This is a genomic window from Streptomyces sp. NPDC096046 (assembly GCF_040303285.1).
In the GTDB taxonomy this organism is placed as follows: domain Bacteria; phylum Actinomycetota; class Actinomycetes; order Streptomycetales; family Streptomycetaceae; genus Streptomyces.
In genome coordinates this window covers 89818-112965 of record NZ_JBEOSZ010000020.1, presented here as the reverse complement: position 1 = coordinate 112965, position 23148 = coordinate 89818, and the positions used below count along the sequence as shown (strand labels likewise).

The 23148-nt window shown below is 71.4% G+C and carries 20 protein-coding genes and 1 tRNA gene; 8 read left to right on the top strand and 13 right to left on the bottom strand.

The genetic code is table 11. The features are described 5' to 3' along the window. Positions 1-169: 169 nt before the first annotated feature. The gene (locus ABTX62_RS19440; RefSeq protein ID WP_352117304.1) at positions 170-937 is read left to right on the top strand and encodes a LuxR C-terminal-related transcriptional regulator; all 768 of its coding nucleotides are present in this window, start codon (positions 170-172) and stop codon (positions 935-937) included. On the opposite strand, the gene tamR is transcribed toward ABTX62_RS19440, so the two are convergent. Further along, on the bottom strand, positions 896-1393 hold the full coding sequence (tamR, locus tag ABTX62_RS19435) for a MarR family transcriptional regulator TamR (protein ID WP_215120920.1): 498 nt from the start codon (positions 1391-1393) through the stop codon (positions 896-898). The two genes, ABTX62_RS19440 and tamR, sit on opposite strands and share 42 nt — an antisense overlap. A gap of 127 nt (positions 1394-1520) precedes the next feature. Between tamR and ABTX62_RS19430 the strand changes: the two genes are divergently transcribed. Continuing rightward, a complete protein-coding gene (locus ABTX62_RS19430; protein WP_352117303.1) occupies positions 1521-2342 on the top strand; it encodes a trans-aconitate 2-methyltransferase in 822 nt (273 codons plus the stop codon). A gap of 99 nt (positions 2343-2441) precedes the next feature. Here ABTX62_RS19430 and ABTX62_RS19425 read toward each other — a convergent pair whose 3' ends face one another. After that, positions 2442-3119, bottom strand: a complete 678-nt coding sequence (locus ABTX62_RS19425) for a TetR/AcrR family transcriptional regulator (protein ID WP_053675827.1) — start codon at positions 3117-3119, stop codon at positions 2442-2444. After that, a complete protein-coding gene (locus ABTX62_RS19420) occupies positions 3116-4135 on the bottom strand; it encodes an acyl-CoA desaturase (protein ID WP_352117302.1) in 1020 nt (339 codons plus the stop codon). The genes ABTX62_RS19425 and ABTX62_RS19420 overlap by 4 nt, the downstream gene beginning before the upstream one ends. 342 nt (positions 4136-4477) lie before the next feature. On the opposite strand from ABTX62_RS19420, the gene ppc reads away from it, so the two are divergent. Continuing rightward, positions 4478-7210: a phosphoenolpyruvate carboxylase gene (gene ppc / locus ABTX62_RS19415; protein ID WP_352117301.1), complete on the top strand. Its 2733-nt coding sequence runs from the start codon at positions 4478-4480 to the stop codon at positions 7208-7210. A gap of 63 nt (positions 7211-7273) precedes the next feature. Here the strand turns inward: ppc and ABTX62_RS19410 are convergent, their stop codons facing one another. From ABTX62_RS19410 to ABTX62_RS19375, 8 genes are all read right to left on the bottom strand, one after another. Then, positions 7274-7984 (bottom strand): LPXTG cell wall anchor domain-containing protein, encoded by a 711-nt coding sequence (locus tag ABTX62_RS19410; RefSeq protein WP_352117300.1) that lies wholly within the window; start codon positions 7982-7984, stop codon positions 7274-7276. Between the two features lie 138 nt (positions 7985-8122). Further along, positions 8123-8614 (bottom strand): hypothetical protein, encoded by a 492-nt coding sequence (locus ABTX62_RS19405; RefSeq protein WP_352117299.1) that lies wholly within the window; start codon positions 8612-8614, stop codon positions 8123-8125. A gap of 54 nt (positions 8615-8668) precedes the next feature. Beyond that, entirely contained in the window at positions 8669-9304 is a 636-nt protein-coding gene (gene pth / locus ABTX62_RS19400) for an aminoacyl-tRNA hydrolase (protein ID WP_352117298.1), read from the bottom strand. Positions 9305-9373: 69 nt separating this feature from the next. Beyond that, complete coding sequence (locus ABTX62_RS19395; protein WP_352117297.1) at positions 9374-9967, bottom strand: 50S ribosomal protein L25/general stress protein Ctc; 594 nt, start codon at positions 9965-9967, stop codon at positions 9374-9376. 218 nt (positions 9968-10185) lie between these two features. After that, positions 10186-11166 carry a ribose-phosphate diphosphokinase gene (locus ABTX62_RS19390; protein ID WP_352117296.1) on the bottom strand — a complete coding sequence of 327 codons (981 nt, stop codon included), beginning with the start codon at positions 11164-11166 and terminating at the stop codon, positions 10186-10188. A gap of 135 nt (positions 11167-11301) precedes the next feature. Further along, positions 11302-12750, bottom strand: coding sequence for a bifunctional UDP-N-acetylglucosamine diphosphorylase/glucosamine-1-phosphate N-acetyltransferase GlmU (gene glmU / locus ABTX62_RS19385; RefSeq protein ID WP_352117295.1), 1449 nt, complete (start codon positions 12748-12750; stop codon positions 11302-11304). A 125-nt stretch (positions 12751-12875) separates the two neighbouring features. Next, positions 12876-12948, bottom strand: a tRNA-Gln gene (locus ABTX62_RS19380). A gap of 23 nt (positions 12949-12971) precedes the next feature. Next, the gene (locus ABTX62_RS19375; RefSeq protein WP_352117327.1) at positions 12972-13832 is read right to left on the bottom strand and encodes a hypothetical protein; all 861 of its coding nucleotides are present in this window, start codon (positions 13830-13832) and stop codon (positions 12972-12974) included. A gap of 168 nt (positions 13833-14000) precedes the next feature. On the opposite strand from ABTX62_RS19375, the gene ABTX62_RS19370 reads away from it, so the two are divergent. Further along, on the top strand, positions 14001-15302 hold the full coding sequence (locus ABTX62_RS19370) for a sensor histidine kinase (RefSeq protein WP_352117294.1): 1302 nt from the start codon (positions 14001-14003) through the stop codon (positions 15300-15302). A 23-nt stretch (positions 15303-15325) separates the two neighbouring features. On the opposite strand, the gene ABTX62_RS19365 is transcribed toward ABTX62_RS19370, so the two are convergent. Then, positions 15326-15859 (bottom strand): SUKH-3 domain-containing protein, encoded by a 534-nt coding sequence (locus ABTX62_RS19365; RefSeq protein WP_352117293.1) that lies wholly within the window; start codon positions 15857-15859, stop codon positions 15326-15328. 97 nt (positions 15860-15956) lie between these two features. After that, a complete protein-coding gene (locus tag ABTX62_RS19360) occupies positions 15957-16559 on the bottom strand; it encodes a YwqJ-related putative deaminase (RefSeq protein ID WP_352117292.1) in 603 nt (200 codons plus the stop codon). A gap of 378 nt (positions 16560-16937) precedes the next feature. Between ABTX62_RS19360 and ABTX62_RS19355 the strand changes: the two genes are divergently transcribed. The 4 genes from ABTX62_RS19355 (at position 16938) to ABTX62_RS19340 (ending at position 22627) form a co-directional block, all read left to right on the top strand. Beyond that, positions 16938-17942 (top strand): SMI1/KNR4 family protein, encoded by a 1005-nt coding sequence (locus ABTX62_RS19355; protein ID WP_352117291.1) that lies wholly within the window; start codon positions 16938-16940, stop codon positions 17940-17942. Positions 17943-17950: 8 nt separating this feature from the next. Then, a complete protein-coding gene (locus tag ABTX62_RS19350) occupies positions 17951-20959 on the top strand; it encodes an SUKH-4 family immunity protein (protein WP_352117290.1) in 3009 nt (1002 codons plus the stop codon). 176 nt (positions 20960-21135) lie between these two features. Beyond that, positions 21136-21597: a carboxymuconolactone decarboxylase family protein gene (locus tag ABTX62_RS19345; RefSeq protein ID WP_352117289.1), complete on the top strand. Its 462-nt coding sequence runs from the start codon at positions 21136-21138 to the stop codon at positions 21595-21597. 142 nt (positions 21598-21739) lie between these two features. Then, positions 21740-22627: a cellulose-binding protein gene (locus ABTX62_RS19340; protein WP_352117288.1), complete on the top strand. Its 888-nt coding sequence runs from the start codon at positions 21740-21742 to the stop codon at positions 22625-22627. The last annotated feature ends 521 nt before the right edge of the window (positions 22628-23148 follow it).

Below are 23148 nucleotides of genomic sequence, written 5' to 3'. Positions count from 1 at the left end.
GTTACTGCACGGCGGCGGCCGTGCGGCTGCGGCGACCCGAACAGGCTGCTGCGGCAAGGACGGACGGTCGGACGTGGCAGATCGGACACCCCGGCGTCGTACCCGAGCGGTGTCCTCCTCCGACGTAGGGGTATCCCCTGCTCTTCAAGAGCTCGGGTAAGGGGGTTTCGTGGTTCGTATCCGAGTCCTGGTCGTCGACGACCATCGCATCTTCGCCGAGTCACTCGCGGCGGCCCTGGCCGCCGAGCCCGATGTCGACGTCTCCGCGGCCGGCAGCGGTCCGGCCGCGCTGCGCAGCCTGGAGCGGGCGGTCGCCGAGGGGCGGCGGTTCGACGTGCTGCTCGTGGACGCCGATCTGGGCGGCAGGGTGCCGGGCACCCGCCCGGCCGTACCCGTGCAGGAGGGCAACGAGGACGGGCTCGTCGACGGGATCTCCCTCGTCACGGGGGTGCGTGCCGCGCAGCCGAACGTACGGATCGTGGTGCTCGCCGAGAAGGACGACCCGCGGCGTGCCGCGCTCGCCCTGCAGGCCGGCGCCTCCGGCTGGGTCGCCAAGGACTGCTCGCTGTCCCGGCTGCTCACGGTCATCCGGGGCGTGCTGCGGGAGGAGACGCATCTGCCGCCCGCCCTGCTGACCGGTGTGCTGCGGGAGCTCACCGCCGCCCGCAAGCACCGCACCGAGAGCGAGCGGCTCGTCGAGTCCCTCACTCCGCGTGAGCGGGAGGTGCTGCGGTGCATGGTCGCGGGGCTGGGGCGCAAGGCCGTCGCCGAGCGCCTGTATCTGTCGCCGCACACCGTGCGGACGCACATGCAGAACGTCCTGGGCAAACTCGGCGTGCATTCCACGCTCGCCGCCGTCGCCCTGGCCCGGCGGGCCGGGGTCGGACCCGCCGACCTAACCGGGGATGTTGTCGAACGGGGCGGTCAGCTGGCGTAGCAGCCCCGCCAGTTCGCCGCGCTGGGCCCGGGAGAGCTCGGCGAGGATCGCGCGCTCCTGGTCCAGCAGGCCCGCCAGGGCCTGGTCCGCGCGGTCCCGGCCCTCGTCCGTCAGCCGGACCAGGACGCCCCGGCGGTCGCTGGGGTCGGGGAGCCGTTCCACCAGATCCTTCTTCGCCAGGCGGTCGATGCGGTTCGTCATCGTGCCCGAGGTGACCAGGGTCTGCGTGAGGAGCTGCCCCGGCGACAGCTGGTACGGCGTGCCGGCGCGGCGCAGGGCCGTCAGCACGTCGAACTCCCACGGCTCCAGGCCGTGCTCCGAGAACGCCAGCCGTCGCGCCCGGTCCAGGTGCCGGGCCAGTCTGCTGACGCGGCTGAGCACCTCGAGCGGTTCCACGTCGAGGTCCGGGCGCTCCCGGCGCCACGCTGCGACCAGCCGATCGACCTCGTCCTCCATGACGATCAGTGTAGTGGTTGTGTCGACGTAGAGTCTCTTGACGTCCAGTTTCTTGACATCGAGATATCTTCGCGATCACGCTGGGTGCACGTCCCGTACGGTCACCACCAGGACACCAGGAGGACCCATGCCCGCAGCCGCCCCCACCTGGGACCCCGACCAGTACCTCCGTCACGCCGGCCACCGCGCCCGCCCCTTCGGCGACCTCCTCGCACGCGTCCCCGACCCGCCCGCCGACCGTCCCCGCATCGCCGACCTCGGTTGCGGCCCCGGCAACGTCACCGCGCTGCTCGCCGCCCGCTGGCCCACCGCCCGGATCACCGGCTACGACAACTCACCCGAGATGCTCGACAAGGCCCACGTCGATCACGAAGGGCCCACCCCGGGCGGCGGGCGCCTCGACTTCGGCCACGCCGACGTACGGACATGGACGCCGGACGAGCCGCACGATCTGATCGTCGCCAACGCCACCCTCCAGTGGGTGCCGGGGCATGCCGAGCGGTTCGCCGACTGGGTGGCCGGACTGAAACCCGGCGGGACCCTCGCCTTCCAGGTGCCGGGCAACTTCGACGCCCCCAGCCACCGGCTCATGCGCGAACTCGCCGCCTCCCCGCGCCGGCGCGCCCGGCTCGACGGCACCCTGCGCCACGCCGACGCCGTCCTCGCCCCCGAGGCCTACCACGAGCGGCTGACGTCCCTCGGCTGCACGGCCGACGTGTGGGAGACGACGTACATCCACCTGCTCCAGGGCGAGGACCCGGTGCTCGACTGGGTGAAGGGGACCGGGCTGCGGCCCGTGCTGACCGCGCTCGCCGACGATCCCGAGGAGCGGGAGGCCTTCGTCGCCGAGTACCGGGCGGCCCTGCGCCAGGCCTATCCGGCCGGGCCGCACGGCACACCCTTCCCGTTCCGCCGCGTGTTCGCCGTCGCCCGGAAGGAGAGCCGGTGATCACCGCCCTCGACCGTGTCCGGCTCGCCGCCCCGCCCGGGAGCGGGAGCGGGCGTACCGCGTCGACGTCCTCGGCATGACCGAGAGCCCCGAACCCCGCTAGGCCTTGCGGCGGCCTATCAAGTGCGGCTTGGCCTCTATGCCGTCCAGGCCGTGCCACGCCAGGTTCACCAGATGTGCGGCCACCTCGGCCTTCTTCGGCCTGCGCACGTCCAGCCACCACTGGCCGGTCAGGGCCACCATCCCGACCAGGGCCTGGGCGTACAGCGGGGCCAGCTTGGGATCGAAGCCGCGGCTCTTGAACTCGCGGCCGAGGATGTCCTCCACCTGCGTGGCGATGTCCGAGATCAGCGAGGCGAAGGAGCCCGTCGACTGCGGGATGGGGGAGTCACGGACCAGGATGCGGAACCCGTCCGTGTACTCCTCGATGTAGTCCAGCAGGGCGAACGCCGCCTGTTCGCACAGTTCGCGGGGGTGACCGGCGGTGAGCGAGCTGGTCACCATGTCCAGCAGGCGCCGCATCTCGCGGTCGACCACGACCGCGTACAGCCCTTCCTTGCCGCCGAAGTGCTCGTAGACCACGGGTTTGGAGACCCCGGCCTTCGCCGCGATCTCCTCCACCGACGTGCCCTCGAACCCCTTCGCCGCGAAGAGCGTGCGGCCGATCTCCAGCAGCTGCTGGCGGCGCTCGGCACCGGTCATCCGGGTGCGACGCGCTCGCCGCGGCTTGTCATTGCTGGGAGTGCTGCTCGAGTCGGTCGCCACAGCGACCATCATGCCGCCTCGGCGGGTTCCTTCCCCCTCTGGGAGCCGCCTTCCCCGGTGTTACGGCGCGAATCGATACGGGAGCGTGACGGCCAGCGCACGTCGTACGCCCAGCCCGCCATCTCGAACCAGCGGATCAGCCGGGCGGACGAATCCAGCTGGCCGCGCATCACCCCGTGCCGCGCCGAGGTCGGGTCGGCGTGGTGCAGGTTGTGCCAGGACTCACCGCAGGACAGCACCGCCAGCCACCACACGTTGCCCGAGCGGTCACGCGACTTGAAGGGGCGCTTGCCGACCGCGTGGCAGATCGAGTTGATCGACCAGGTCACGTGGTGCAGCAGGGCCACCCGGACGAGCGAACCCCAGAAGAACGCGGTGAACGCGCCCCACCAGGACATCGTCACCAGACCGCCGATCAGCGGCGGCAGCGCCAGCGAGACCACCGTCCACAGGACGAACTGGCGGGAGATGGTGCGGAGCGTCTTGTCCTTGACCAGGTCCGGGGCGTACTTCTCCTGCGACGTCTGCTCCTCGTCGAACAGCCATCCGATGTGCGCCCACCACAGGCCCTTCATCAGGGCCGGCAGCGTCTCACCGAACCGCCACGGCGAGTGCGGGTCGCCCTCCGCGTCGGAGAACTTGTGATGCTTGCGGTGATCGGCCACCCAGCGCACCAGTGGCCCCTCGACCGCCATGGACCCCGCGATCGCCAGCGCGATCTTCAGCGGCCGCTTGGCCTTGAAGGAACCATGCGTGAAGTGCCGGTGAAAGCCGATCGTGATGCCGTGGCATCCCAGGTAGTAGAAGAAGACCATCAGGCCGAGGTCCAGCCAGCTCACCCCCCAGCCCCACGCCAGCGGCACGGCCGCCAGCAGCGCGAGGAACGGAACGGTGATGAAGAGGAGGAGGGCGATCTGCTCGACGGACCGCTTCTTCTCGCCGCCCAGCGTCGCGGAGCCCGTGGCGGCGTCGGTGTGCTGACCGGGTGCCTTCGCGGCGTCCTCGATCACATCGGAACTACTGGTCATACGCGTCCCCTGGGGGGTATGTGGATGGAGAAGGAGTCGCCGGGTCACCGGAGACCGCGCTTCCTACGGTTCCGTAACCTACGGCATCGTAAGTATGGCAGTGCGTCGCCCGGCGGCAAGAGCCCCCGCCCCTGCGCGTCCGGCCGACACCTATCCTGGAGTCGGTCGGACAGCGCGGTCCGCTCTGAATTTCTTCCCGGACGACCGGACCGTAAGCGGCGCCCCGCCGCGCGAGACACCGTCCGGGTTCCCCTCCCAGACGATCCCACCCGTCGCCCACCACCGCCCTTTCAGGGAGTCGCTTCGCGACGCACCTCCTGATTACTGCAAGGAGCCGCACCTGTGAGCAGTGCCGACGACCAGACCACCACGACGAGCAGCGAGCTGCGTGCCGACATCCGCCGGCTGGGCGACCTCCTCGGCGAGACCCTCGTCCGCCAAGAAGGCCCTGAGCTGCTGGAACTCGTCGAGAAGGTCCGCCGCCTCACCCGAGAGGACGGCGAGGCCGCCGCCGAGCTGCTGCGCGGCACCGAACTCGACACCGCGGCCAAGCTGGTCCGCGCCTTCTCCACCTACTTCCACCTGGCCAACGTCACCGAGCAGGTCCACCGCGGCCGCGAGCTGCGCGCCCGCCGCGCCGACGAAGGCGGACTCCTCGCCCGTACGGCCGACCGGCTCAAGGACGCCGACCCCGAGCACCTGCGCGAGACGGTCCGCAACCTCAACGTGCGCCCCGTGTTCACGGCCCACCCCACCGAGGCCGCACGCCGGTCCGTGCTGAACAAGCTCCGGCGCATCGCCGCGCTCCTGGAGACCCCGGTCATCGGTTCCGACCGGCGCCGCCTCGACATCCGGCTGGCCGAGAACATCGACCTCGTCTGGCAGACCGACGAACTGCGCGTCGTGCGCCCCGAGCCCGCCGACGAGGCCCGCAACGCCATCTACTACCTGGACGAACTGCACGCCGGCGCCGTCGGCGACGTCCTGGAGGACCTCACCGCCGAACTGGAACGGGCCGGGGTCAAGCTCCCCGACGACACCCGCCCCCTCACCTTCGGCACCTGGATCGGCGGCGACCGCGACGGCAACCCCAACGTCACCCCCCAGGTCACCTGGGACGTCCTCATCCTCCAGCACGAGCACGGCATCAACGACGCCCTGGAGACGATCGACGAACTCCGCGGCTTCCTGTCGAACTCCATCCGCTACGCCGGCGCCACCGAGGAACTGCTGACCTCCCTCCAGGCCGACCTGGAGAACCTCCCCGAGATCAGCCCCCGCTACAAGCGCCTCAACGCCGAAGAGCCCTACCGGCTCAAGGCCACCTGCATCCGGCAGAAGCTGGAGAACACCAAGAAGCGCCTCGCCAAGGGCACCGCCCACGTGGCCGGCCGCGACTACCTCGGCACCGGCGAACTCATCGCCGACCTGCGGATCATCCAGAACTCCCTGCGCGAGCACCGCGGCGGCCTCTTCGCCGACGGCCGCCTCGCCCGCACCATCCGCACCCTCGCCGCCTTCGGCCTCCAGCTCGCCACCATGGACGTCCGCGAACACGCCGACGCCCACCACCACGCCCTCGGCCAGCTCTTCGACCGGCTCGGCGAGGAATCCTGGCGCTACGCCGACATGCCCCGCGACTACCGCGCCAAGCTCCTCGCCAAGGAGCTCAGGTCCAGAAGGCCCCTCGCCCCCACCCCGGCCCCCGTCGACGCGCCCGGCGAGAAGACCCTCGGGGTCTTCCAGACCGTGAAGAAGGCCCTGGAGGTCTTCGGACCCGAGGTCATCGAGTCCTACATCATCTCCATGTGCCAGGGCGCCGACGACGTCTTCGCCGCCGCCGTCCTCGCCCGCGAGGCGGGACTGATCGACCTGCACGCCGGCTGGGCCAGGATCGGCATCGTGCCGCTGCTGGAGACCACCGACGAGCTCAAGGCAGCCGACACCATCCTGGAGGACATGCTCTCCGACCCGTCCTACCGGCGCCTGGTCGCGCTGCGGGGCGACGTCCAGGAGGTCATGCTCGGCTACTCCGACTCCTCCAAGTTCGGCGGCATCACCACCAGCCAGTGGGAGATCCACCGCGCCCAGCGCCGCCTGCGCGACGTCGCCCACCGCTACGGCGTACGCCTGCGCCTCTTCCACGGCCGGGGCGGCACCGTCGGCCGCGGCGGCGGCCCCACCCACGACGCCATCCTCGCCCAGCCCTGGGGCACCCTCGAAGGCGAGATCAAGGTCACCGAGCAGGGCGAGGTCATCTCCGACAAGTACCTCATCCCGGCCCTCGCCCGCGAGAACCTCGAACTGACCGTCGCGGCCACCCTGCAGGCCTCCGCCCTGCACACCGCCCCACGCCAGTCGGACGAGGCCCTCGCCCGCTGGGACGCCGCCATGGACGTCGTCTCCGACGCCGCCCACAGCGCCTACCGCAAGCTCGTCGAGGACCCCGACCTGCCGACGTACTTCCTCGCGTCGACACCGGTGGACCAGCTCGCCGACCTGCACCTGGGCTCCCGGCCCTCCCGCCGCCCCGGCTCCGGCGTCTCGCTCGACGGACTGCGCGCCATCCCCTGGGTGTTCGGCTGGACCCAGTCCCGCCAGATCGTCCCCGGCTGGTTCGGCGTCGGCTCCGGCCTCAAGGCCCTGCGCGAAGCCGGCCTCGACACCGTCCTCGACGAGATGCACCAGCAGTGGCACTTCTTCCGCAACTTCATCTCCAACGTCGAGATGACCCTGGCCAAGACCGACCTGCGGATCGCCCAGCACTACGTCGACACCCTCGTCCCCGACGAGCTCAAGCACGTCTTCGACACCATCAAGGCCGAACACGAACTCACCGTCCGCGAAGTCCTGCGCGTCACCGGTGAGAACGAACTCCTCGACGCCGAACCCGTCCTGAAGCAGACCTTCGCCATCCGCGACGCCTACCTCGACCCCATCTCCTACCTCCAGGTCGCCCTGCTCAAGCGCCAGCGCGACGCGGCAGCCGCCGCCGAACAGGCCGACCCGCTCCTCGCCCGCGCCCTCCTGCTCACCGTCAACGGCGTGGCAGCCGGCCTGCGCAACACCGGCTGAACCACCCCGGACACCACCGTGCCCCCGAGCCCGTACAGAGCTCGGGGGCACGGCCGTTCCACGTCAGCCGCGGCCGAACCCGCGCCGCCGCACCACCAGGAACCCGCCGGCCGCCAGCAGCACCGCCGCCACACCCGACAGCAGACCCACCGGCGCCCCGCTCCCCGTCTCGGCCAGGTCACCGTCCGTACCGCCCTGCGGCGACGGCGACGAGGACACCGGCACACCACCACCGGCCGACGCACTCGGGGACGCCGACACACCCGGCTCACCCGACGCGCCCGGCTCGCCCGACGGGGCCTGCGACGCCCCCGTCGACGGCGACCCGGACGCCGACCCGGACGGCGTTGCGCCACCCGGCTCCTGCTCGTCCTCACAGTCCGTCCAGAACACCTTGTGCTTGGCGGATCCCTTCTCCCCCTCGAAGGTCCAGAACAGCTTGTAGTGCCCGTCGGGCAGCGACAGGTCCGCACTGCGACCGTGACCCTGGGCGTCCAGCGTCAGCGCACCCGACTTCACCGTCTCCCCCTTGTTCTCACTCGGAGGGATGGCGTCGATGTGCCAGTCCACCTCCTGCCCGCCGTCGAAACCGAAGGCGTCCAGGTAGAAGGTGCACACATGCGGCTCGTTACGGCGCAGCTCCTCACCCGTCGAGGCGTCATGGATCTTCACCGTGCCGTTGTCACCGGGCGGAGTGGCCTCGGCGGCCGGAGCGAGCAGGAGAACCGCGGAAGCGGCGGCGCAGACAGCGCCCGAACACGAGAGAGTGCGCATCGAGAGATAGTCCATCTTCGAGAAGTGACGGGAAGATGTGGAGGGGGCGGCTCAGCTTCCAGCCTCACCAGGCAACACGTCAATCACGAACACACAACGCCTCGACCCCTCCACAGAAGGAGAGAACGCCCCGACCCCTCAGACGGTCACGAACGCGGCCGTCAGCAACGCCACCCCCGACAACGCCAACACCCACGCCGCCCGCGTCCGCAGCAGACCACCCGCCACCACCACCGACGCCAGCAGCAGCGCACCACCCAGCGGAACCCACGCGTACAGGACCCCCGCCGGGCCCGAACGCACCGCCTCGTCACCGCCGGGCTTCATCACCACCGTGTAGGCCCCGCCCTGCTCCACCGCGACCGACTTCTCCAGCACCACCCGCGACCGCGGAAGCGAACCCTCCGACAGCGGCGTGTACCGGCCCGAACACGTCTTCGGCCCACACCGCGTCACCTCGACCGTGCCCCGCTCCCGGCCCTTCGTCAGCATCACATGCTGCGCCGTACCCCACGAGGCCCACACGCCCGCGATCAGGAGCAGCACCGCGACCGCCCCCATCGCGGCGAACCGCCCGAACCGCAGCACAACGGCCGAGGCCCGACGGGAAGAAGCGGCATGGGCAGGCATGGCCGGGATCATTGGCCATGCCTGAACGGCACGTCAACCTCAGTGGGCGACACGTCAGGAGTTGTACGTGCTTTGCGCCCGCTCCAGCCCCTCGATGACCAACGCCTCCACCGCGTCCGCCGCCCGGTCCACGAAGTAGTCCAGCTCCTTGCGCTCCGCCGACGAGAAATCCTTCAGCACGAAATCCGCCACCGGCATCCGCCCAGGCGGCCGCCCGATCCCGAACCGCACCCGGTGATACTCCGCACCGAACGCCTTCGTCATCGACTTCAGACCGTTGTGCCCGTTGTCCCCGCCACCCAGCTTCAGCCGCAACGCCCCGTAGCCGATGTCCAGCTCGTCATGCACCGCCACCACATGGCCCACCGGGACCTTGTAGAACTCCCGCAGCGCGTTCACCGGCCCGCCCGACAGATTCATGTACGACATCGGCTTCGCCAGAACCACCCGCCGGTTCTCCCCCAGTGCCTTAAGGGCCTGGGAGGTGCCCCCAGGCCCCGGAGGCCCGATCCGGCCCTCCACGACCTGCGCCTGCGCCCGCCCGGCCCGCTTGAACCTCCCCCCGACCCGGTCCGCCAGCAGATCGGCCACCATGAAACCCACGTTGTGCCGGTTCCCCGCGTACTCCGGCCCCGGATTGCCCAGTCCCACGATCAGCCAGGGAGCGGCGGCATCGGTCGTCACGTCCATGTCTCCTTCATACGCGTCGGCCGCTGCCCCGCACGGGAACAGCGGCCGACGAAACGACGAAGCGGAGGATCAGGCCTCGGCGGCCTCTCCGCCCTCTTCCTCACCCTCCGAGGACTCCTCGGCCTGGGCGGCCAGGACCTGAAGGACGACGGTGTCCTCCTCGACGGCCAGCGTCGTGCCCTTCGGCAGCGGGATGTCCTTGGCAAGGATGGAGTCACCGGCCGTCAGACCCTGGACGGAGACGGTCACGGACTCCGGGATGTGCGTGGCCTCGGCCACGACCGGAAGCGCGTTCAGCACGTGCTCCAGCAGGTTGCCACCCGGGGCCAGCTCACCCTCGGTGTGGACGTAGATGTCGACGTTCACCTGCTCGCCACGCTTCACCAGCTGCAGGTCGACGTGCTCCAGGAAGCCCTTCAGCGGGTCACGCTGCACGGACTTCGGAATCGCCAGCTCGTTGCTCGTGCCGTCGATGTCCAGCGCGATCAGCACGTTCGGCGTACGCAGCGCCATCAGCAGGTCGTGACCCGGCAGCGTCAGGTGCACCGGGTCCGAACCGTGCCCGTACAGGACACCCGGAACCTTGTCTTCACGACGGATACGGCGCGCGGCACCCTTGCCGAACTCGGTGCGCGTCGCGGCGGAGATCTTCACCTCGGACATAGTCACTCCTCGAAGTCAGAAACGGGTGGGGGTACCCCCTGCTCTTTCGAGCTTGGGGGAGGTCACCCGGCCACGAACGGCCTGCTACGAAGAGCGCGTCGATAACGGACAGCCGCGTCCCGAAACGGAAACGGCCTCCCTCGCCGAGCAACTTCAGCAGTCTACTCGGAGGGGAAGGCCGCACCCAAAACGATCTACACAGACCCGACCAGCGACTCTTACTGATCGTCGAACAGGCTCGTCACCGAACCGTCCTCGAACACCTCACGCACCGCGTTCGCGATCGTCGGCGCGATGGACAGCACCGAGATCTTGTCCAGATCCGCGCTCAGCTCACCCGGCGTCGGCAGCGTGTTCGTGAACACGAACTCACTCACCCGCGAGTTCTTCAGACGATCGCTCGCCGGGCCCGACAGCACACCATGCGTCGCCGTCACGATCACGTCCTCCGCGCCGTGAGCGAACAGCGCGTCCGCCGCGGCGCAGATCGTCCCACCCGTGTCGATCATGTCGTCCACCAGGACACACACACGGCCCTTCACCTCACCCACGACCTCGTGGACGGTGACCTGGTTCGCCACATCCTTGTCCCGGCGCTTGTGCACGATCGCCAGCGGCGCACCCAGCCGGTCACACCAACGGTCCGCCACCCGGACCCGGCCCGCGTCCGGCGACACGACCGTCAGCTTCGCCCGGTCCACCTTCCGGCCCACATAGTCCGCCAGCAGCGGCAGCGCGAACAGGTGGTCCACCGGACCGTCGAAGAAGCCCTGGATCTGGTCCGTGTGCAGATCCACCGTCAGGATCCGGTGCGCACCCGCGGTCTTCATCATGTCCGCGATCAGACGCGCCGAAATCGGTTCACGCCCACGGTGCTTCTTGTCCTGCCGCGCGTAACCGTAGAACGGCACGATGACCGTGATGGAGCGGGCCGACGCACGCTTCAGCGCGTCGATCATGATCAACTGCTCCATGATCCACTTGTTGATCGGAGCCGTGTGGCTCTGGATCAGGAAACAGTCGGCACCACGCGCCGACTCCTGATACCGCACATAGATCTCACCGTTCGCGAAGTCGAAGGCCTTCGTCGGGACAACCCCGACTCCCAGCTGTTGGGCGACCTCCTCCGCAAGCTCGGGGTGGGCGCGGCCGGAGAAGAACATCAACTTCTTCTCGCCGGTCGTCTTGATCCCGGTCACAGCACTGTCTCCTCAGAGGTTTCGCAGCTGGGTGTCGAGAGACCTCGCAGCCGGCTTGCCGGAGGCCGTCTCAGCTGGTGGGGGTGCGGGTGTGCACTTATCACCGTACGCCGTGTTTGAGGCATCGGTTTCCGGTCAGCCCTCACCGGCCGACTCCCGGGAAGCCGCCTCAGCCGCCCTCGCGGCCGCGCTCCCCGGACGCTTGCGAGCCACCCAACCCTCGATATTCCGCTGCTGACCACGGGCCACGGCCAGCGAACCGGGCGGCACATCCTTCGTGATCACGGACCCGGCGGCGGTGTACGCGCCGTCCCCCACCGTGACAGGCGCCACAAACATGTTGTCCGAGCCCGTCCGGCAGTGCGAACCGATGGTCGTGTGGTGCTTCTCCTGCCCGTCGTAGTTCACGAACACGCTCGCGGCGCCGATGTTGGTCTGCTCCCCGATGGTCGCATCACCCACATAGGAAAGGTGCGGCACCTTCGTCCCGTCCCCGATCGACGCGTTCTTCGTCTCGACGTACGTCCCGATCTTGCCCTTCGCACCCAGCCGCGTCCCCGGACGCAGATACGCGTACGGACCCACCGTCGCCTCCGGGCCGACCTCGGCACCCGTGGCCACCGTGTTGTCGACCCGCGCACCCGCACCCACGCGCGTGTCGGTCAGCCGGCAGTTGGGCCCGACCTCCGCGCCCTCCGCCAGATGCGTCACACCGAGCAGCTGGGTGCCCGGGTGAACGACGGCGTCCTGCTCGAACGTGACGGTCACGTCGACGAAGGTCGTCGCGGGATCGATGACCGTCACACCCGCGAGCATCGCCTCCGTCAGCAACCGGTCGTTCAGGATCCGACGGGCCTCCGACAGCTGCACACGGTTGTTGATCCCGGCGATCTCACGGTGGTCGCCGGCCACCGACGCCCCCACCCGGTGCCCCGCCTCACGCAGGATCCCGAGCACATCGGTCAGATACTCCTCACCCTGGCTGTTGTCCGTCCGCACCTTCTTCAGCGCGTCGGCGAGCAACTGGCCGTCGAAGGCGAACACACCCGAATTGATCTCACGGATCGACCGCTGCGCCTCGGAGGCGTCCTTGTGCTCCACGATGGCGGTGACGGCACCCGTGGCGTCGTCCCGCACGATCCGCCCGTAGCCCGTCGCGTCCGGCACCTCGGCGGTCAGCACGGTGACCGCGTTGCCGTCGGCGGAATGCGTCCCGGCGAGGGCCCGCAGCGTGGCGCCGGTCAACAGGGGAGTGTCCCCGCACACGACCACGACCGTCCCGTCGACGGACCCGCCCAGCTCCTCCAGGCCCATCCGCACGGCGTGCCCCGTGCCGTTCTGCTCCGCCTGTACGGCGGTGCGCACGTCGGGCGCGATCTCACCGAGATGCGCGGTGACCTTCTCGCGGGCGTGGCCGACCACGACGACCAGGTTCTCGGGCTGCAGCTCGCCCGCTGCGGCGAGCACGTGCCCGACGAGACTGCGGCCGCAGAGCTCGTGCAGGACCTTGGGTGTGGCCGACTTCATACGGGTGCCCTCACCCGCTGCGAGAACGACGACGGCTGCCGGGCGGTTGGCGCTCACGGGATGCCCTTCGGCTGTGGATGGGGTGGGGTGACATCCGCAGGATACCGGGGGGGGTTTGTGGGGGGCACGAGAGCGGGCCCTGACTTGGCTGTCGCCGATCAGGGCCCGAAGGTGAGCGTGTGCTCCCCCGCCAGGACTCGAACCCGGACAGATGGCACCAAAAGCCACAGTGCTTACCAATTACACCACGGGGGAATAAACTCGATTAAACCGGACATTCAGTCAGGTCGTCGAGCGGCGCCTCCTACTATGCCGTACCAGGCGCCTTCCATGCGACGGTACAGGTCGGCGCTCTTGAGTACATAGATGATCAGGCAGCCGCGGTATGCCTCCGAGGTGTTCTTGCGGCTTGTCTTCGGGTTGTGCTTCTTGAGGGTGGCCTTCTGGAACGAGGCGGGTGCCACGCCGGCAAGTCCAGCCCAGAACTCTTCGGCCTCCTGCACATTGGCCGACTCGTGGATGCTCACTCGAAAGCGCAGGCGCTCGCGTTCCACGCCAAGTGCGTCCAGCCAGCGTAGAAAGAAGCTGATGACGTTCGGGTCGCTGTTGATGAAATGCAGCCTCTCGCGGCGGCTGTACGACTTGTCCTTGGCGCCCTCTGCCCAGTAGAGGACCACTCCTGCCAGGAACACTTCCCGGTCGGTCAGGTCGCCGACCGCTTGCTGGGCGACCGCCTTCGTGTGCTGTCGTTCCTCCTCGCGCCGTCGCAGTGTGACGTCCCAGCCTCGCCTCGCGATTGCCGACGCTTCCTCGGTTGAGCGCTTGCGCTCGGGCTTCGGCAAGTCCCGCACCCACAGCGAGATCGAACTCTTCGAGCAGCCCAGCTCCACCTGGATCCGGTCGTACGTCCAGCCCTGGAGCCGAAGCTCCCTCGCCTTCTCTCTCAGGTCGTCCTTCGCGTTCGGGCGCTTCGTCCAGGCCGGCGGCGGCTCGCCCTCCAGCAGGCGGTTGAGGATGTCGTTGTTGTCGACGTGGAGACGGTCGCGGATCTGGCGGCGGCTGAGCCCTGCGCGCCGCAGCTCCACCGCCTTCTCGCGCAGTCCCTCGAAGTCCGCGTACTTGCCAGGTGCATGTGTCATACGCATACCGTCGAGGCGGAATGGCGGGCTCCGGAGTCGAACGGTGAGCGATTCAGCAGTTCGAGGGATATCGGGTGGTTTCGCAGCCGAACGGTCACCCAGTGTGGTGTAGGCCAGTCCGGGAAACTCACCGGAAAACCGGCGGTGGCCGCCCGTAGGCTGGGAGGCATGACCGCGACGGGGGAAGACCATGTGGCGGCCCGGGGAGGGCCGTGGTGGTGGGCCAGGCGGCGTAGTGCCGTGTTCGACGGGAGCCTGGCGGTGGCGTCCGCGCTGGAGTGCGCGCTGGAGGGGATGCCGTTCGCGAAGGACGCCGGGATCCCGGTGGCGGCGGGGGTCGTCTTCGGGGCGCTGGCCGGTTCCGTGCTGCTCGTGCGGCGGCGGTGGCCGATCGCGGTCGTGCTGGTGTCGATCGCCATCACGCCGGCCGAGATGGGTTTCCTGATGGGGGTCGTCGGCCTGTACACGCTGGCCGCGGCCGAGCTGCCCCGGCGGATCATCGCCTCGCTGGCGGGGATGTCGCTGGTCGGGACGATGATCGTGACGTTCGTGAAGACGCGGCAGGACATGTCGCGGGGGGACTTGGACATAGGGGACTGGTTCGTGCCCTTCGCGGCGATCACGATGTCGTTGGGATTCACCGCGCCTCCGGTGCTGCTGGGTCTGTACGTGGGGGCGCGGCGGCGCTTGATGGAGAGCCTGCGGGAGCGGGCGGACAGTCTGGAGCGGGAGCTTCAGTTGCTCGCTGAGCGGGCGGAGGAGCGGGCCGAGTGGGCCCGGAACGAGGAGCGGACGCGGATCGCGCGGGAGATGCACGATGTCGTCGCGCATCGGGTGAGTCTGATGGTGGTGCACGCCGCGGCGTTGCAGGCGGTGGCGCGGAAGGATCCGGAGAAGGCGGTCAGGAATGCCGCGCTGGTGGGGGACATGGGGCGGCAGGCGCTGACGGAGTTGCGGGAGATGCTCGGGGTGCTGCGCAGCGGTGGGGACGATGTGCGGCGTGAGCGTGCGGCGGCGGTGCCGTTGGTGGCGGTGGGGGTGGCCGCGGCCGCGGCGGCTACGCGGGCGGCGGATGACGAGGGGCCGTCGCTGGCGGAGATCGAGGAGTTGGTGGGGCAGTCGGCTGCCGCGGGAATGGTGGTGGCGTTCTCGGTGGAGGGGGATGTCCGGTCGTACGCGCCTGTGGTGGAGCAGACGGCGTATCGGGTGGTGCAGGAGGCGTTGACGAACGTCCACAAGCACGCGGCCGGGGCGAAGACGTATGTGCGGTTGGCGCATCGGGTGTCGGAGGTCGCGATGCAGGTGGAGAACGAGCCGCCTGAGGAGGCGGCGTCGTCGGCGCGGTTGCCGTCCGGGGGGAACGGGCTGGTGGGGATGAAGGAGCGGGTGTCGGCGCTGGGTGGGGTGTTCGTGTCCGGGCCGACGGATGCGGGGGGATTTCGGGTGTCGGCGGTGATTCCGGCGTCGTAGCCCGTTCGGGGCGGGTCGCGTGGTCAGCCCGTGGTGAGGCGTACGGGGTCGGTGCCGGTGATGAGGGTGGCGAGGGCCTGGTCGATGTCGGGGCCGAGGTACCAGTCGCCGGTGTGGTCGAGGGTGTAGACGCGGCCGTCGGTGTCGATGGCGAGGAGGGCCTGGCTGTCGGTTTCGGCGCCGAGGGGGCAGACGTCGGTGCCGAGGGCGCGGCCGAGGTCGCCGAGGGTGCGGGCCATGTGGAGGCCGTGCAGCGGGTCGAGGTGGAGGGTGGCGGGGGCGACCTGGCGGCCGGGGCCGGTGGGGGTGATGTGGAGTCCGCCGAATTCTGCCCAGGCTTCGACGGCGGCGGGGAAGACGGTGTGGCGGTGGCCGGCGGGGGAGGCGTGGTCGCGCAGGGCGTCGGCCCAGATCTCGGCTTGTTTGATGTCCCAGCGTCCGGGTTGCCAGCCGGCGGCGCGCAGGGCGGCGTCGACGGGCGCGGCGAAGCGGGATGGGGATCCCCCGTGCCCGAAGGGAGTTGAGGGCTTGGGGGAGGAGGTGCGGTCGGTGTGCATCTGCCCTTCGTCTCGTCGAGGTTTTCGGGGTGGCGTGAGGGGCGCGCCGGGGTGTCCGGTGGCGCGAGGGTGGTGCGGGGGGTGGGGGTGGGGGGCGTCAGTTGTTCCGGGACGCCGGGTCGACTATGCGCACGCCGAAGTGGGCGCTGAGCGCGGTGCAGGCGCGGCAGGGGGTGGCGAAGCTGCCGTGGAGGGGGTCGCCGTCCTCGCGGATGCGTCGGGCGGTGAGTTTGGCCTGCTTGAGGGCTTTGCGTGCCTCGCCGTTGGTCATGGCTTTGCGCGCGGCGCGTTTGCTGCGGGCGGTGTCGGCGGCGGCGATGTGGCGGGAGATGAGGATGGTTTCGGCGCAGCGGCCGGTGAAGCGGTCGCGCTGGGCGCTGGTGAGGGTGTCCAGGAAGTCCTGGACGAGGGGGTGCAGGGCGGGGGGTGTGTCGCCGCGGGCGGCGGTGCCGGTGAGGGTGGCGCCGCGGACGGAGAGTGCGGCGGCGACGGTGGGGAGGATGCCGTCGCGGCGGTGGCGGAGGACGGGGGCGTGGGCGGCTTCGGCGGAGCTCCAGCCGATGCGGGGGTCGCCGGCTCGGGGGGCGCCGTCTCGCGGGTCGCCGGCCATGGGGCCGGTGGCGTGGGTGCGGGCTCGTGGGTCGCCGTTTCGTGGGTCGGCGGACCTGCCGGTGTGTGGCCCCGTCTGCGTCGCGTTCATGATCGTCTTCCCCTCCGTGCATCCCCCCGGAGGTCACAGACTGCCAAATTCCGCGGCTGGTGCGGAAGCTGGGGCGCTGCGACACGCCCGGAGCGTGGTGTGCCGTCACGGTGGGGTGACGGCCGGTCACGGAGGCGGAGGGGGTGCCGGCCGGTGCCGGTGACCGGTGTCGTCGCACCGCATAGGCTGTCGGCACCGCGGGCGATGCGGTGATCCGTTCGGAGATCGATGCCGTGAACCGGCGGGGGATCCGTGAGGGTCGGTGCCTGCGGTGACGTGCAGTGAAGTCGAGACAGATGACGTGACAGTCGATACGGGCCGTAGTGCGCCAGAGGTGGTGGATACGGGTCGTACAGAGTGCCGCAGGGGGCAACCGCCATGACGACAGGTCGGCTCGGGCAGCAAGCCGCGCCGCCGAACGCGGCCTACGCCGGGCAGGTCGTGCATTTCCCGGATCCGGTCCGGGCGGCCCGTCACCCGAGAGGGGTACGGGTCGACGAGCATGGTTATCCCGACTTCTCGGCTTACGCGCGTGCGGCCGCGGAGATCGCGGAGCCGCCGGAGGGCTTCGGCGTCGACGAGTTGCGGCTGACGGACTACGTGTCGGCGAACACGGCGCTGTCGGCGTCCGGGCATGAGTTGTGGGACACGGTGCCGGCGGTGGCCACGCCGCACGGCTGGACGTGGCACCACGTGGTGGGGACGCGGCGGCTGGAGCTGGTTCCGGTCGAGGTGAAGGCGCTGCTGCGGCATCACGGGGGCGTGGCCACATCGGGCGTCGATCATGCCAAGCGGGGCACGCGGCCGTTGCAGGAGACGCGTCCGGCGCACTTCGGGCTGCCGAAGTCGGGTGTCGCGGTGACCGAGTCGCAGGTGCAGGGGGTCGAGGAGGACCTCGGCTACCGGCTGCCGGGCGCGTACCGGTCGTTCCTGAAGGCGGCGGGCGGCTGTGCGCCGGTGGGTGCCGCGCTGGACGCGGAGCTGGGGCTGCTGGTGGACCAGCCGTTCTTCACGGTGCGCGACGAGGCGGCGGTCAATGACCTGGTGTATGTCAACAAGTGTCTGCGTGACCATCTGACCAAGGACTATCTGGGGATCTCCTTCGTCCAGGGCGGATTGCTCGCCGTGAAGGTGAAGGGTGAGCGGATCGGTTCGGTGTGGTTCTGCGCGTACGACGACGCGCGGGACGTGGATCCCTCGGTGCCGCCGGCGGAGCGGGTGGAGCGGTTGTTGCTGCCGTGCGGGGACGACTTCGACGTGTTCCTGTCGCGGCTGGCGGGCCATCCGCCGGAGTTGGAGACGGTGGCGAATCTGATGGTGGACGGCGGGTTCGCGCGTGTGGTGCCGGTGGGCGCGGTGTCGTCCTCGGCTGTGGGGGAGTGACGTCAGCGATGGTGACCTTCGCGCAGGCGCAGGAGCGCGCGGAAGAGTGGATCAACGGGGATCTGCCGTCGTACCAGCATCGTGAGGTGCGGGTGCGGGAGTTCGGCCTCGGGTTCGTGGTGTGGGCCGAGGACCGGTCGGACGGGCCGCGGTCGGACGGCGGTGCGCAGCGGCTGGTGATCGCGCGGGACAGCGGTGAGGCGACGCTGTGGCCCGGGCTGCCGGTGGGTGAGGTGATCCGCCGGTACGAGGAGGAGTACGGCCGTGCGGACGGGGTGGATGAGCCGGCTGCCCCGGCGCCTGCCGCGCGGGTGGATCTGAATCAGACGTCGTTCCTGCTGACTCCGCCGGAGTGGTTGCAGGATGCGGCGGACAAGCTGGGGATTCCGGATCGGCGTGGTGCGGGGGCCGGTGCCGCGTCGGCGGCTGCCGGTGAAGCGAGTTCGGGTGCTGCTGGTGAGGGGGCGGCTTCCGGTTCCGTTTCCGGTGCCTCGGCCGGGGGTGCGGCGCCTCCCGCGCAGGGAGCGCCGGTCGCGCCGGACAGTGGTGCGGCGTGGCCGGCCGCCGGGGGGAGTGACCCTGGGGCGGACGACGGCTCGGTCGCCGGGCCGGGTGCTTCGGCCGCGCCGGGTGTGCCCGCCGGGGCGACGCCCTGGGCCGGTACGGACACCAACGGCGATGCCGGTGACGACCGGTCCGTGCCGCTGCCCGCGACGGTCTTCGCGCCGCCGCTGAGCGAGGCCGACGACACACCGCCGCCGTCGACCGCGCCCGATGCCAAGACGGCCCTGATGTCCGGCGGCAGCCGGCTTCCGCGGACGGCGGTGACGCCGGCGGTGGACGATCCGCACGCCTCTGGTTCCGGTCCGCATGCCCCCGGGTCCGGCGCTGTGGGTGGTCCGGGCTACGGCTTCCCTTCGGGCCCGGCCACCGCGCCCGGCGTGCCGGGGACGCCGCCCGGTGGGGTGCCGCAGGGCGGCACGCCACCGGTGCCGGGCGGGCAGCCCTACGGCTCTCCGCAGAGCCCGCGGGGTTCGCGGTCGAGTACGCCTCCGCCCGGGCCGGGTGGGGCGACGTACGGGTATCCGCAGGGGGCGGGCGGCGGGGCCGCCGGTCCTGGAGGTGGTGCGCCGCAGTCACCGTCCGCGCCGGGTGCGCCGGAGCGGCCGCTCGCGCCCCACGCCGGGGACATCGCCGACGCCGCGACCAGCAAGGCGGCTCCGCCGCCGGGCCGTGGGCGCGCCGCGGGTCCGACGACGCCGCCCCCACCGCCCCCGCCGGGCGCTCCGGGTGCTCCTGGTGCGCGCCCGGGCAGCGCGCCGCCGTCGTCGGGGCCCGGGGGGCCGGGGACTCCGGCGGGTGGTTACGTACCCACGCAGTTCGTGTCGGCGCTCGGTCCCGAAGGGCTGGGCGGCCCGGGAGGGCCGGGTTCCGAGGGGCCTGGCGGTCCTGGCGGTTCCGGTGCCGGTGGTCCCGGTGGTTCTGCGGGGGCCGGGGCTTCGCAGGGTCCGGGTGCGTTTCAGCCCTCGCGGCCGCCGGGGCCTCCGGAAGCGCCGGGCGCGCCGCAGCCGCCCGGCCCGCCCGGTGCGCCGCAACCTCCGGGCGCCCCTGGTGGCACGCCCCCGGGCGGTGTCCACCATGCCGCGACGATGTTCGCCGATCCCGGCCGGATGGGCCCGGGAGCGTCGCGGCCGCCGGGGCCTCCGGGAGCGCCGGGCGCGCCGCAGCCGCCCGGCCCGCCCGGTGCGCCGCGCCCGCCCGGCGCTCCCGGCGCGCCCGGCGGGCCGGGCCCGGTGCATCACGCGGAGACCATGCTGGCCGCGCCCCCGGCGGGCGGTCCCGGTGTGCCTCCGCCTCCGCAGGCCCCCGGCGCACCTCCCGCCGCGCCGGGCGCCCCGGGCATGCCCGGCGCACCCGTGCCGCACGGCGTGGTGCCGGGTGCGATGCCGCCCGGCGCGATGCCGCCGGGTGCGATGCCGCCGCCCGGTCAGCCCGTTCCCGGGCAGCCGCCCGCGTACGGCTATCCGCAGCAGCCCACCCGACAGCCGACCGTCGGCCCCGGCTACCAGGCCGTGCTGCGCTACCGCGCGCAGGACGGTTCCGAGCAGCAGCTGATCCGGCGTTCGGCGCCGGGCACGCCGCACCCGGAGTGGCAGATCTTCCACGAGCTGCGGGCCATGAACGTGCCCCCGGATCAGGTGCTGGAGCTGCACACCGAGCTGGAGTCGTGTGAACTGCCCGGTGCGTACTGCGCGCGGATGATCCGGGAGCAGTGGCCGCAGGCGCGCATCACGTCCATCGCGCCGTACGGGACGGACCACGCGAGCCGGCAGCAGGGCATGCAGCAACTGCTGGCCCATCAGGGCGAGTTGCATCAGGTGGCGGACGGTCCGGCGCGTCCGGCTCCGGTGCGCGCTCCGCTGCCGCCGGTGCAGGCGGCGCCGCCGATCCCGCCGGAGGCCATCGGGCAGGAGCTGGGCGCCGCTTTCGGGCCGGGGGTGTTCCGGTTCGAGCAGGCCGCGGTGTCGCGGCAGGGTGTGCCGCCGTTGGTGGCGCACACACTGGTGGCGGCCGGACTGCCCCTGGACATGGGCCCGTTCTTCTGGGCGCAGGCACAGCCGGGCCGGCCCGTTCCGACGCTGGCGGAGCTGGCGGCCGAGCGTGGTGTGCGGCCCGCAGCGGACGCGGGTTCCTATCTGGTGATGGGCAGCGACTTCGGCAAGGCGATCTGCGTGCAGTACGGCACGGCGAACATCGTCGCCGTGCCGGTGGAGGCCGGGCCGGGCGGGGCGCCCGTACCGCCGCAGTTCGTGAACACCGGGCTGCCGGAGTTCGCGCGCTGCCTGGCGCTGCTCGGGCGGATGTGGCGGCTGCGGTTCGGGCTGAACCAGGAGCAGGCGGGCCGCTGGACCGTCGATTTCCAGGCCCAGTTGGCCGCGCTCGACCCGGCGGCGCTCGGGTCGCCGGAGAGCTGGTGGTCGGTGCTGCTGGAGCAGATGTGGGACGGACTGCTGTGACGCCTCGCCGTTGAGGTGCCGCAAGGAGCCGGGTCCGGTCGCTCGTACGACCGGGCCCGGCTTCTTCGTGCCCGGGCCGGAGAAGAAGTCCGTGCCGGGCTGTCACACCTTCTGCCGTCGCTCCGTCAGTGCAATGACAGTGACAGTGGCGCACGCCCACACAGGAGGCAGAGAGCATGCAGGCACGGATGACGAACCCGGCGTATGTCCTTTCCGGCGCGATGAAGGGCATCGGCACCCTCTTCCAGGCGATCGGGGAGGGCGGCCTGGCGCAGGACGTCGCGGAGATCGTCGGGCTGCGCGCCAGCCAGATCAACGGCTGCGGGGCCTGTGCGCACGGGCACGTCGCCAACCTCCGCAAGGCCGGCGTGAGCGAGGAGCGCATCGCGGCCGTCGCCGCCTGGCGGCACGCGCCCTACTTCTCGGACGCCGAGCGCGCCGCGCTGAAGCTGACGGAGGCGATGACGCGGCTTTCCGACCTCTCCGGGGAGTCGGTGCCGGACGCGCTGTGGGACGAGGTGGCCGACCACTTCGACGAGAAGGGACTCTCCGCGCTGATCCTCACCGTCTCGGTCACCAACATGTTCAACCGCATCAACACGACCATCCAGGAGCCCGCGGGCACCACCTGGGGCTGACCGCGGTACGGCCCGGCCGTGGTCCCGTGACCTCTGAGCGGAGTGTCGGGTTATGAACACTTCCGTCTGATCCACCAAAATGTGAGCTGAATCATCCCATTTTTGGCGTGACTTCACGTCGGTGTGGTGGAGAGGGGTCCGGATGAGCAGCGCGACGGTGTCACCGCACGGCTTCACGGCCGTGCGGGGGCGCGGCTACCGTCCCGAGCAGGTCGACGCGTACGCCGAAGCCCTCTCCGCTGACCGGGACGCGGCCTGGGAGAGAGCTGCCCGGCTGACGGTGCTCGCCCGGCGGATGGGCGAGGAACTGGCGCTGCTCCGCGAGGCCGTGGCGCGGCTGGCCCCCCAGACCTACGAGACGCTCGGGGAGCGGGCGCGGCGGCTCTTCGAACTCGGCGAGCAGGAGGCCGCGGCCGTGAGGGAAGGGGCGCGGTGGGAGGCGCGGCAGTGCGTGGACGGGGCGCGGGCGTCCGCGACCGGCCTGCGTGAGGCCGCGCAGGCGCACGCCGACGCCGTGCGCGCCGACGCCGATGAACGTGCCCGGCAGCGGCTGCTGGCGGCCCGCGTCGAGGCCGACGAGATCCTGGACGTGGCCCGGCGTGAGGCGCGGGAACAGCGGGGCGAGGCCGTGGCCGCGTTGCGGGAGATGAGGCAGCGGACCTCCGGGATGCTGGCCGAGCAGGACAAGGAACGCGCCGAGCGGTGGGCGGAGACCGAACGGGAAGAGGCCGGCCGGGCGGCGGTCCTGGAGGCGAGCCACACGAAGGCGCGCACGCGTGCCGAGGAAGTGCTGTCCGACGCCGAGCAGGCCTTCGCCGATGCGGAGGACTTGGCCCGCGACCTGGAGGAAGAGGCCCACGCCCAGGCGGCGGAGCTGGTCGCCCGGGCCCGCGGACACGCCGAGGCGGTGGAGGCGGAGACGGCCCGGCTCCTGCGCGACCACGCCGAGCGCTGGGACGAGGCCCGGGCCCACATCGACCGCGTCCACGCCGGCCTGACGGACTGGGCGGGGCGGGTGGCGGCGGAGTGACATCGCGTCGGCGGGTGCTGCCCGGGGTGGATGACGAGACGGACGCCGTCTCGGCCGGGCGGGGACGCCGGCCTGCCGGGTGCGTTGGCGGGGGCGCCGGCCTGCCGGGTGCGTCCATGGGTGGCGGGTCCCGGCCGTGCGTCTCCGAGCGGCTGTGCGAATGCGAGTGCGCGGGCGCACGCACGCCCGGTGGGTCCGCGCCTGGCGTGGTGGCCACGGTCGTGTGGCTCTTGCCGGCTGTGCGTGCGTGCGCCGGTCGATGCCCGGCGTCTCTACGCCCAGCGTCCCCCGCCCGGTGGCGGGCTCGGCCGTTCGTGTCCTCCCGTGGCGGGCCCCGGCTGCCGTTCCGGGCGTCGGCGCAGGGCGCGCCCGCACTGTGGTCGAGCCGCGCCGCGGAGGGGCGCCTGGCCGAGCCCTGTCCCGGTCGGCCTGGCCGCCGGCCGGCCCCAGCCGTCGGCGGGCCTGGCCTGACCCGTCGTCCCCCGCACCCGGTCAGCCCGCCCGGCGGCACGGCAAGCCGT

Bases quoted from the DNA above. Each gene is read 5' to 3' on its own strand.
- tamR (WP_215120920.1), bottom strand. From the start codon at position 1,393: ATGGAGGACGAGGTCGATCGGCTGGTCGCAGCGTGGCGCCGGGAGCGC.
- ABTX62_RS19430 (WP_352117303.1), top strand. From the start codon at position 1,521: ATGCCCGCAGCCGCCCCCACCTGGGACCCCGACCAGTACCTCCGTCAC.
- ABTX62_RS19425 (WP_053675827.1), bottom strand. From the start codon at position 3,119: ATGATGGTCGCTGTGGCGACCGACTCGAGCAGCACTCCCAGCAATGAC.
- ABTX62_RS19420 (WP_352117302.1), bottom strand. From the start codon at position 4,135: ATGACCAGTAGTTCCGATGTGATCGAGGACGCCGCGAAGGCACCCGGT.
- ABTX62_RS19410 (WP_352117300.1), bottom strand. From the start codon at position 7,984: ATGCGCACTCTCTCGTGTTCGGGCGCTGTCTGCGCCGCCGCTTCCGCG.
- ABTX62_RS19405 (WP_352117299.1), bottom strand. From the start codon at position 8,614: ATGCCTGCCCATGCCGCTTCTTCCCGTCGGGCCTCGGCCGTTGTGCTG.
- pth (WP_352117298.1), bottom strand. From the start codon at position 9,304: ATGGACGTGACGACCGATGCCGCCGCTCCCTGGCTGATCGTGGGACTG.
- ABTX62_RS19395 (WP_352117297.1), bottom strand. From the start codon at position 9,967: ATGTCCGAGGTGAAGATCTCCGCCGCGACGCGCACCGAGTTCGGCAAG.
- ABTX62_RS19375 (WP_352117327.1), bottom strand. From the start codon at position 13,832: ATGACACATGCACCTGGCAAGTACGCGGACTTCGAGGGACTGCGCGAG.
- ABTX62_RS19370 (WP_352117294.1), top strand. From the start codon at position 14,001: ATGACCGCGACGGGGGAAGACCATGTGGCGGCCCGGGGAGGGCCGTGG.
- ABTX62_RS19365 (WP_352117293.1), bottom strand. From the start codon at position 15,859: ATGCACACCGACCGCACCTCCTCCCCCAAGCCCTCAACTCCCTTCGGG.
- ABTX62_RS19360 (WP_352117292.1), bottom strand. From the start codon at position 16,559: ATGAACGCGACGCAGACGGGGCCACACACCGGCAGGTCCGCCGACCCA.
- ABTX62_RS19355 (WP_352117291.1), top strand. From the start codon at position 16,938: ATGACGACAGGTCGGCTCGGGCAGCAAGCCGCGCCGCCGAACGCGGCC.
- ABTX62_RS19350 (WP_352117290.1), top strand. From the start codon at position 17,951: ATGGTGACCTTCGCGCAGGCGCAGGAGCGCGCGGAAGAGTGGATCAAC.
- ABTX62_RS19345 (WP_352117289.1), top strand. From the start codon at position 21,136: ATGCAGGCACGGATGACGAACCCGGCGTATGTCCTTTCCGGCGCGATG.
- ABTX62_RS19340 (WP_352117288.1), top strand. From the start codon at position 21,740: ATGAGCAGCGCGACGGTGTCACCGCACGGCTTCACGGCCGTGCGGGGG.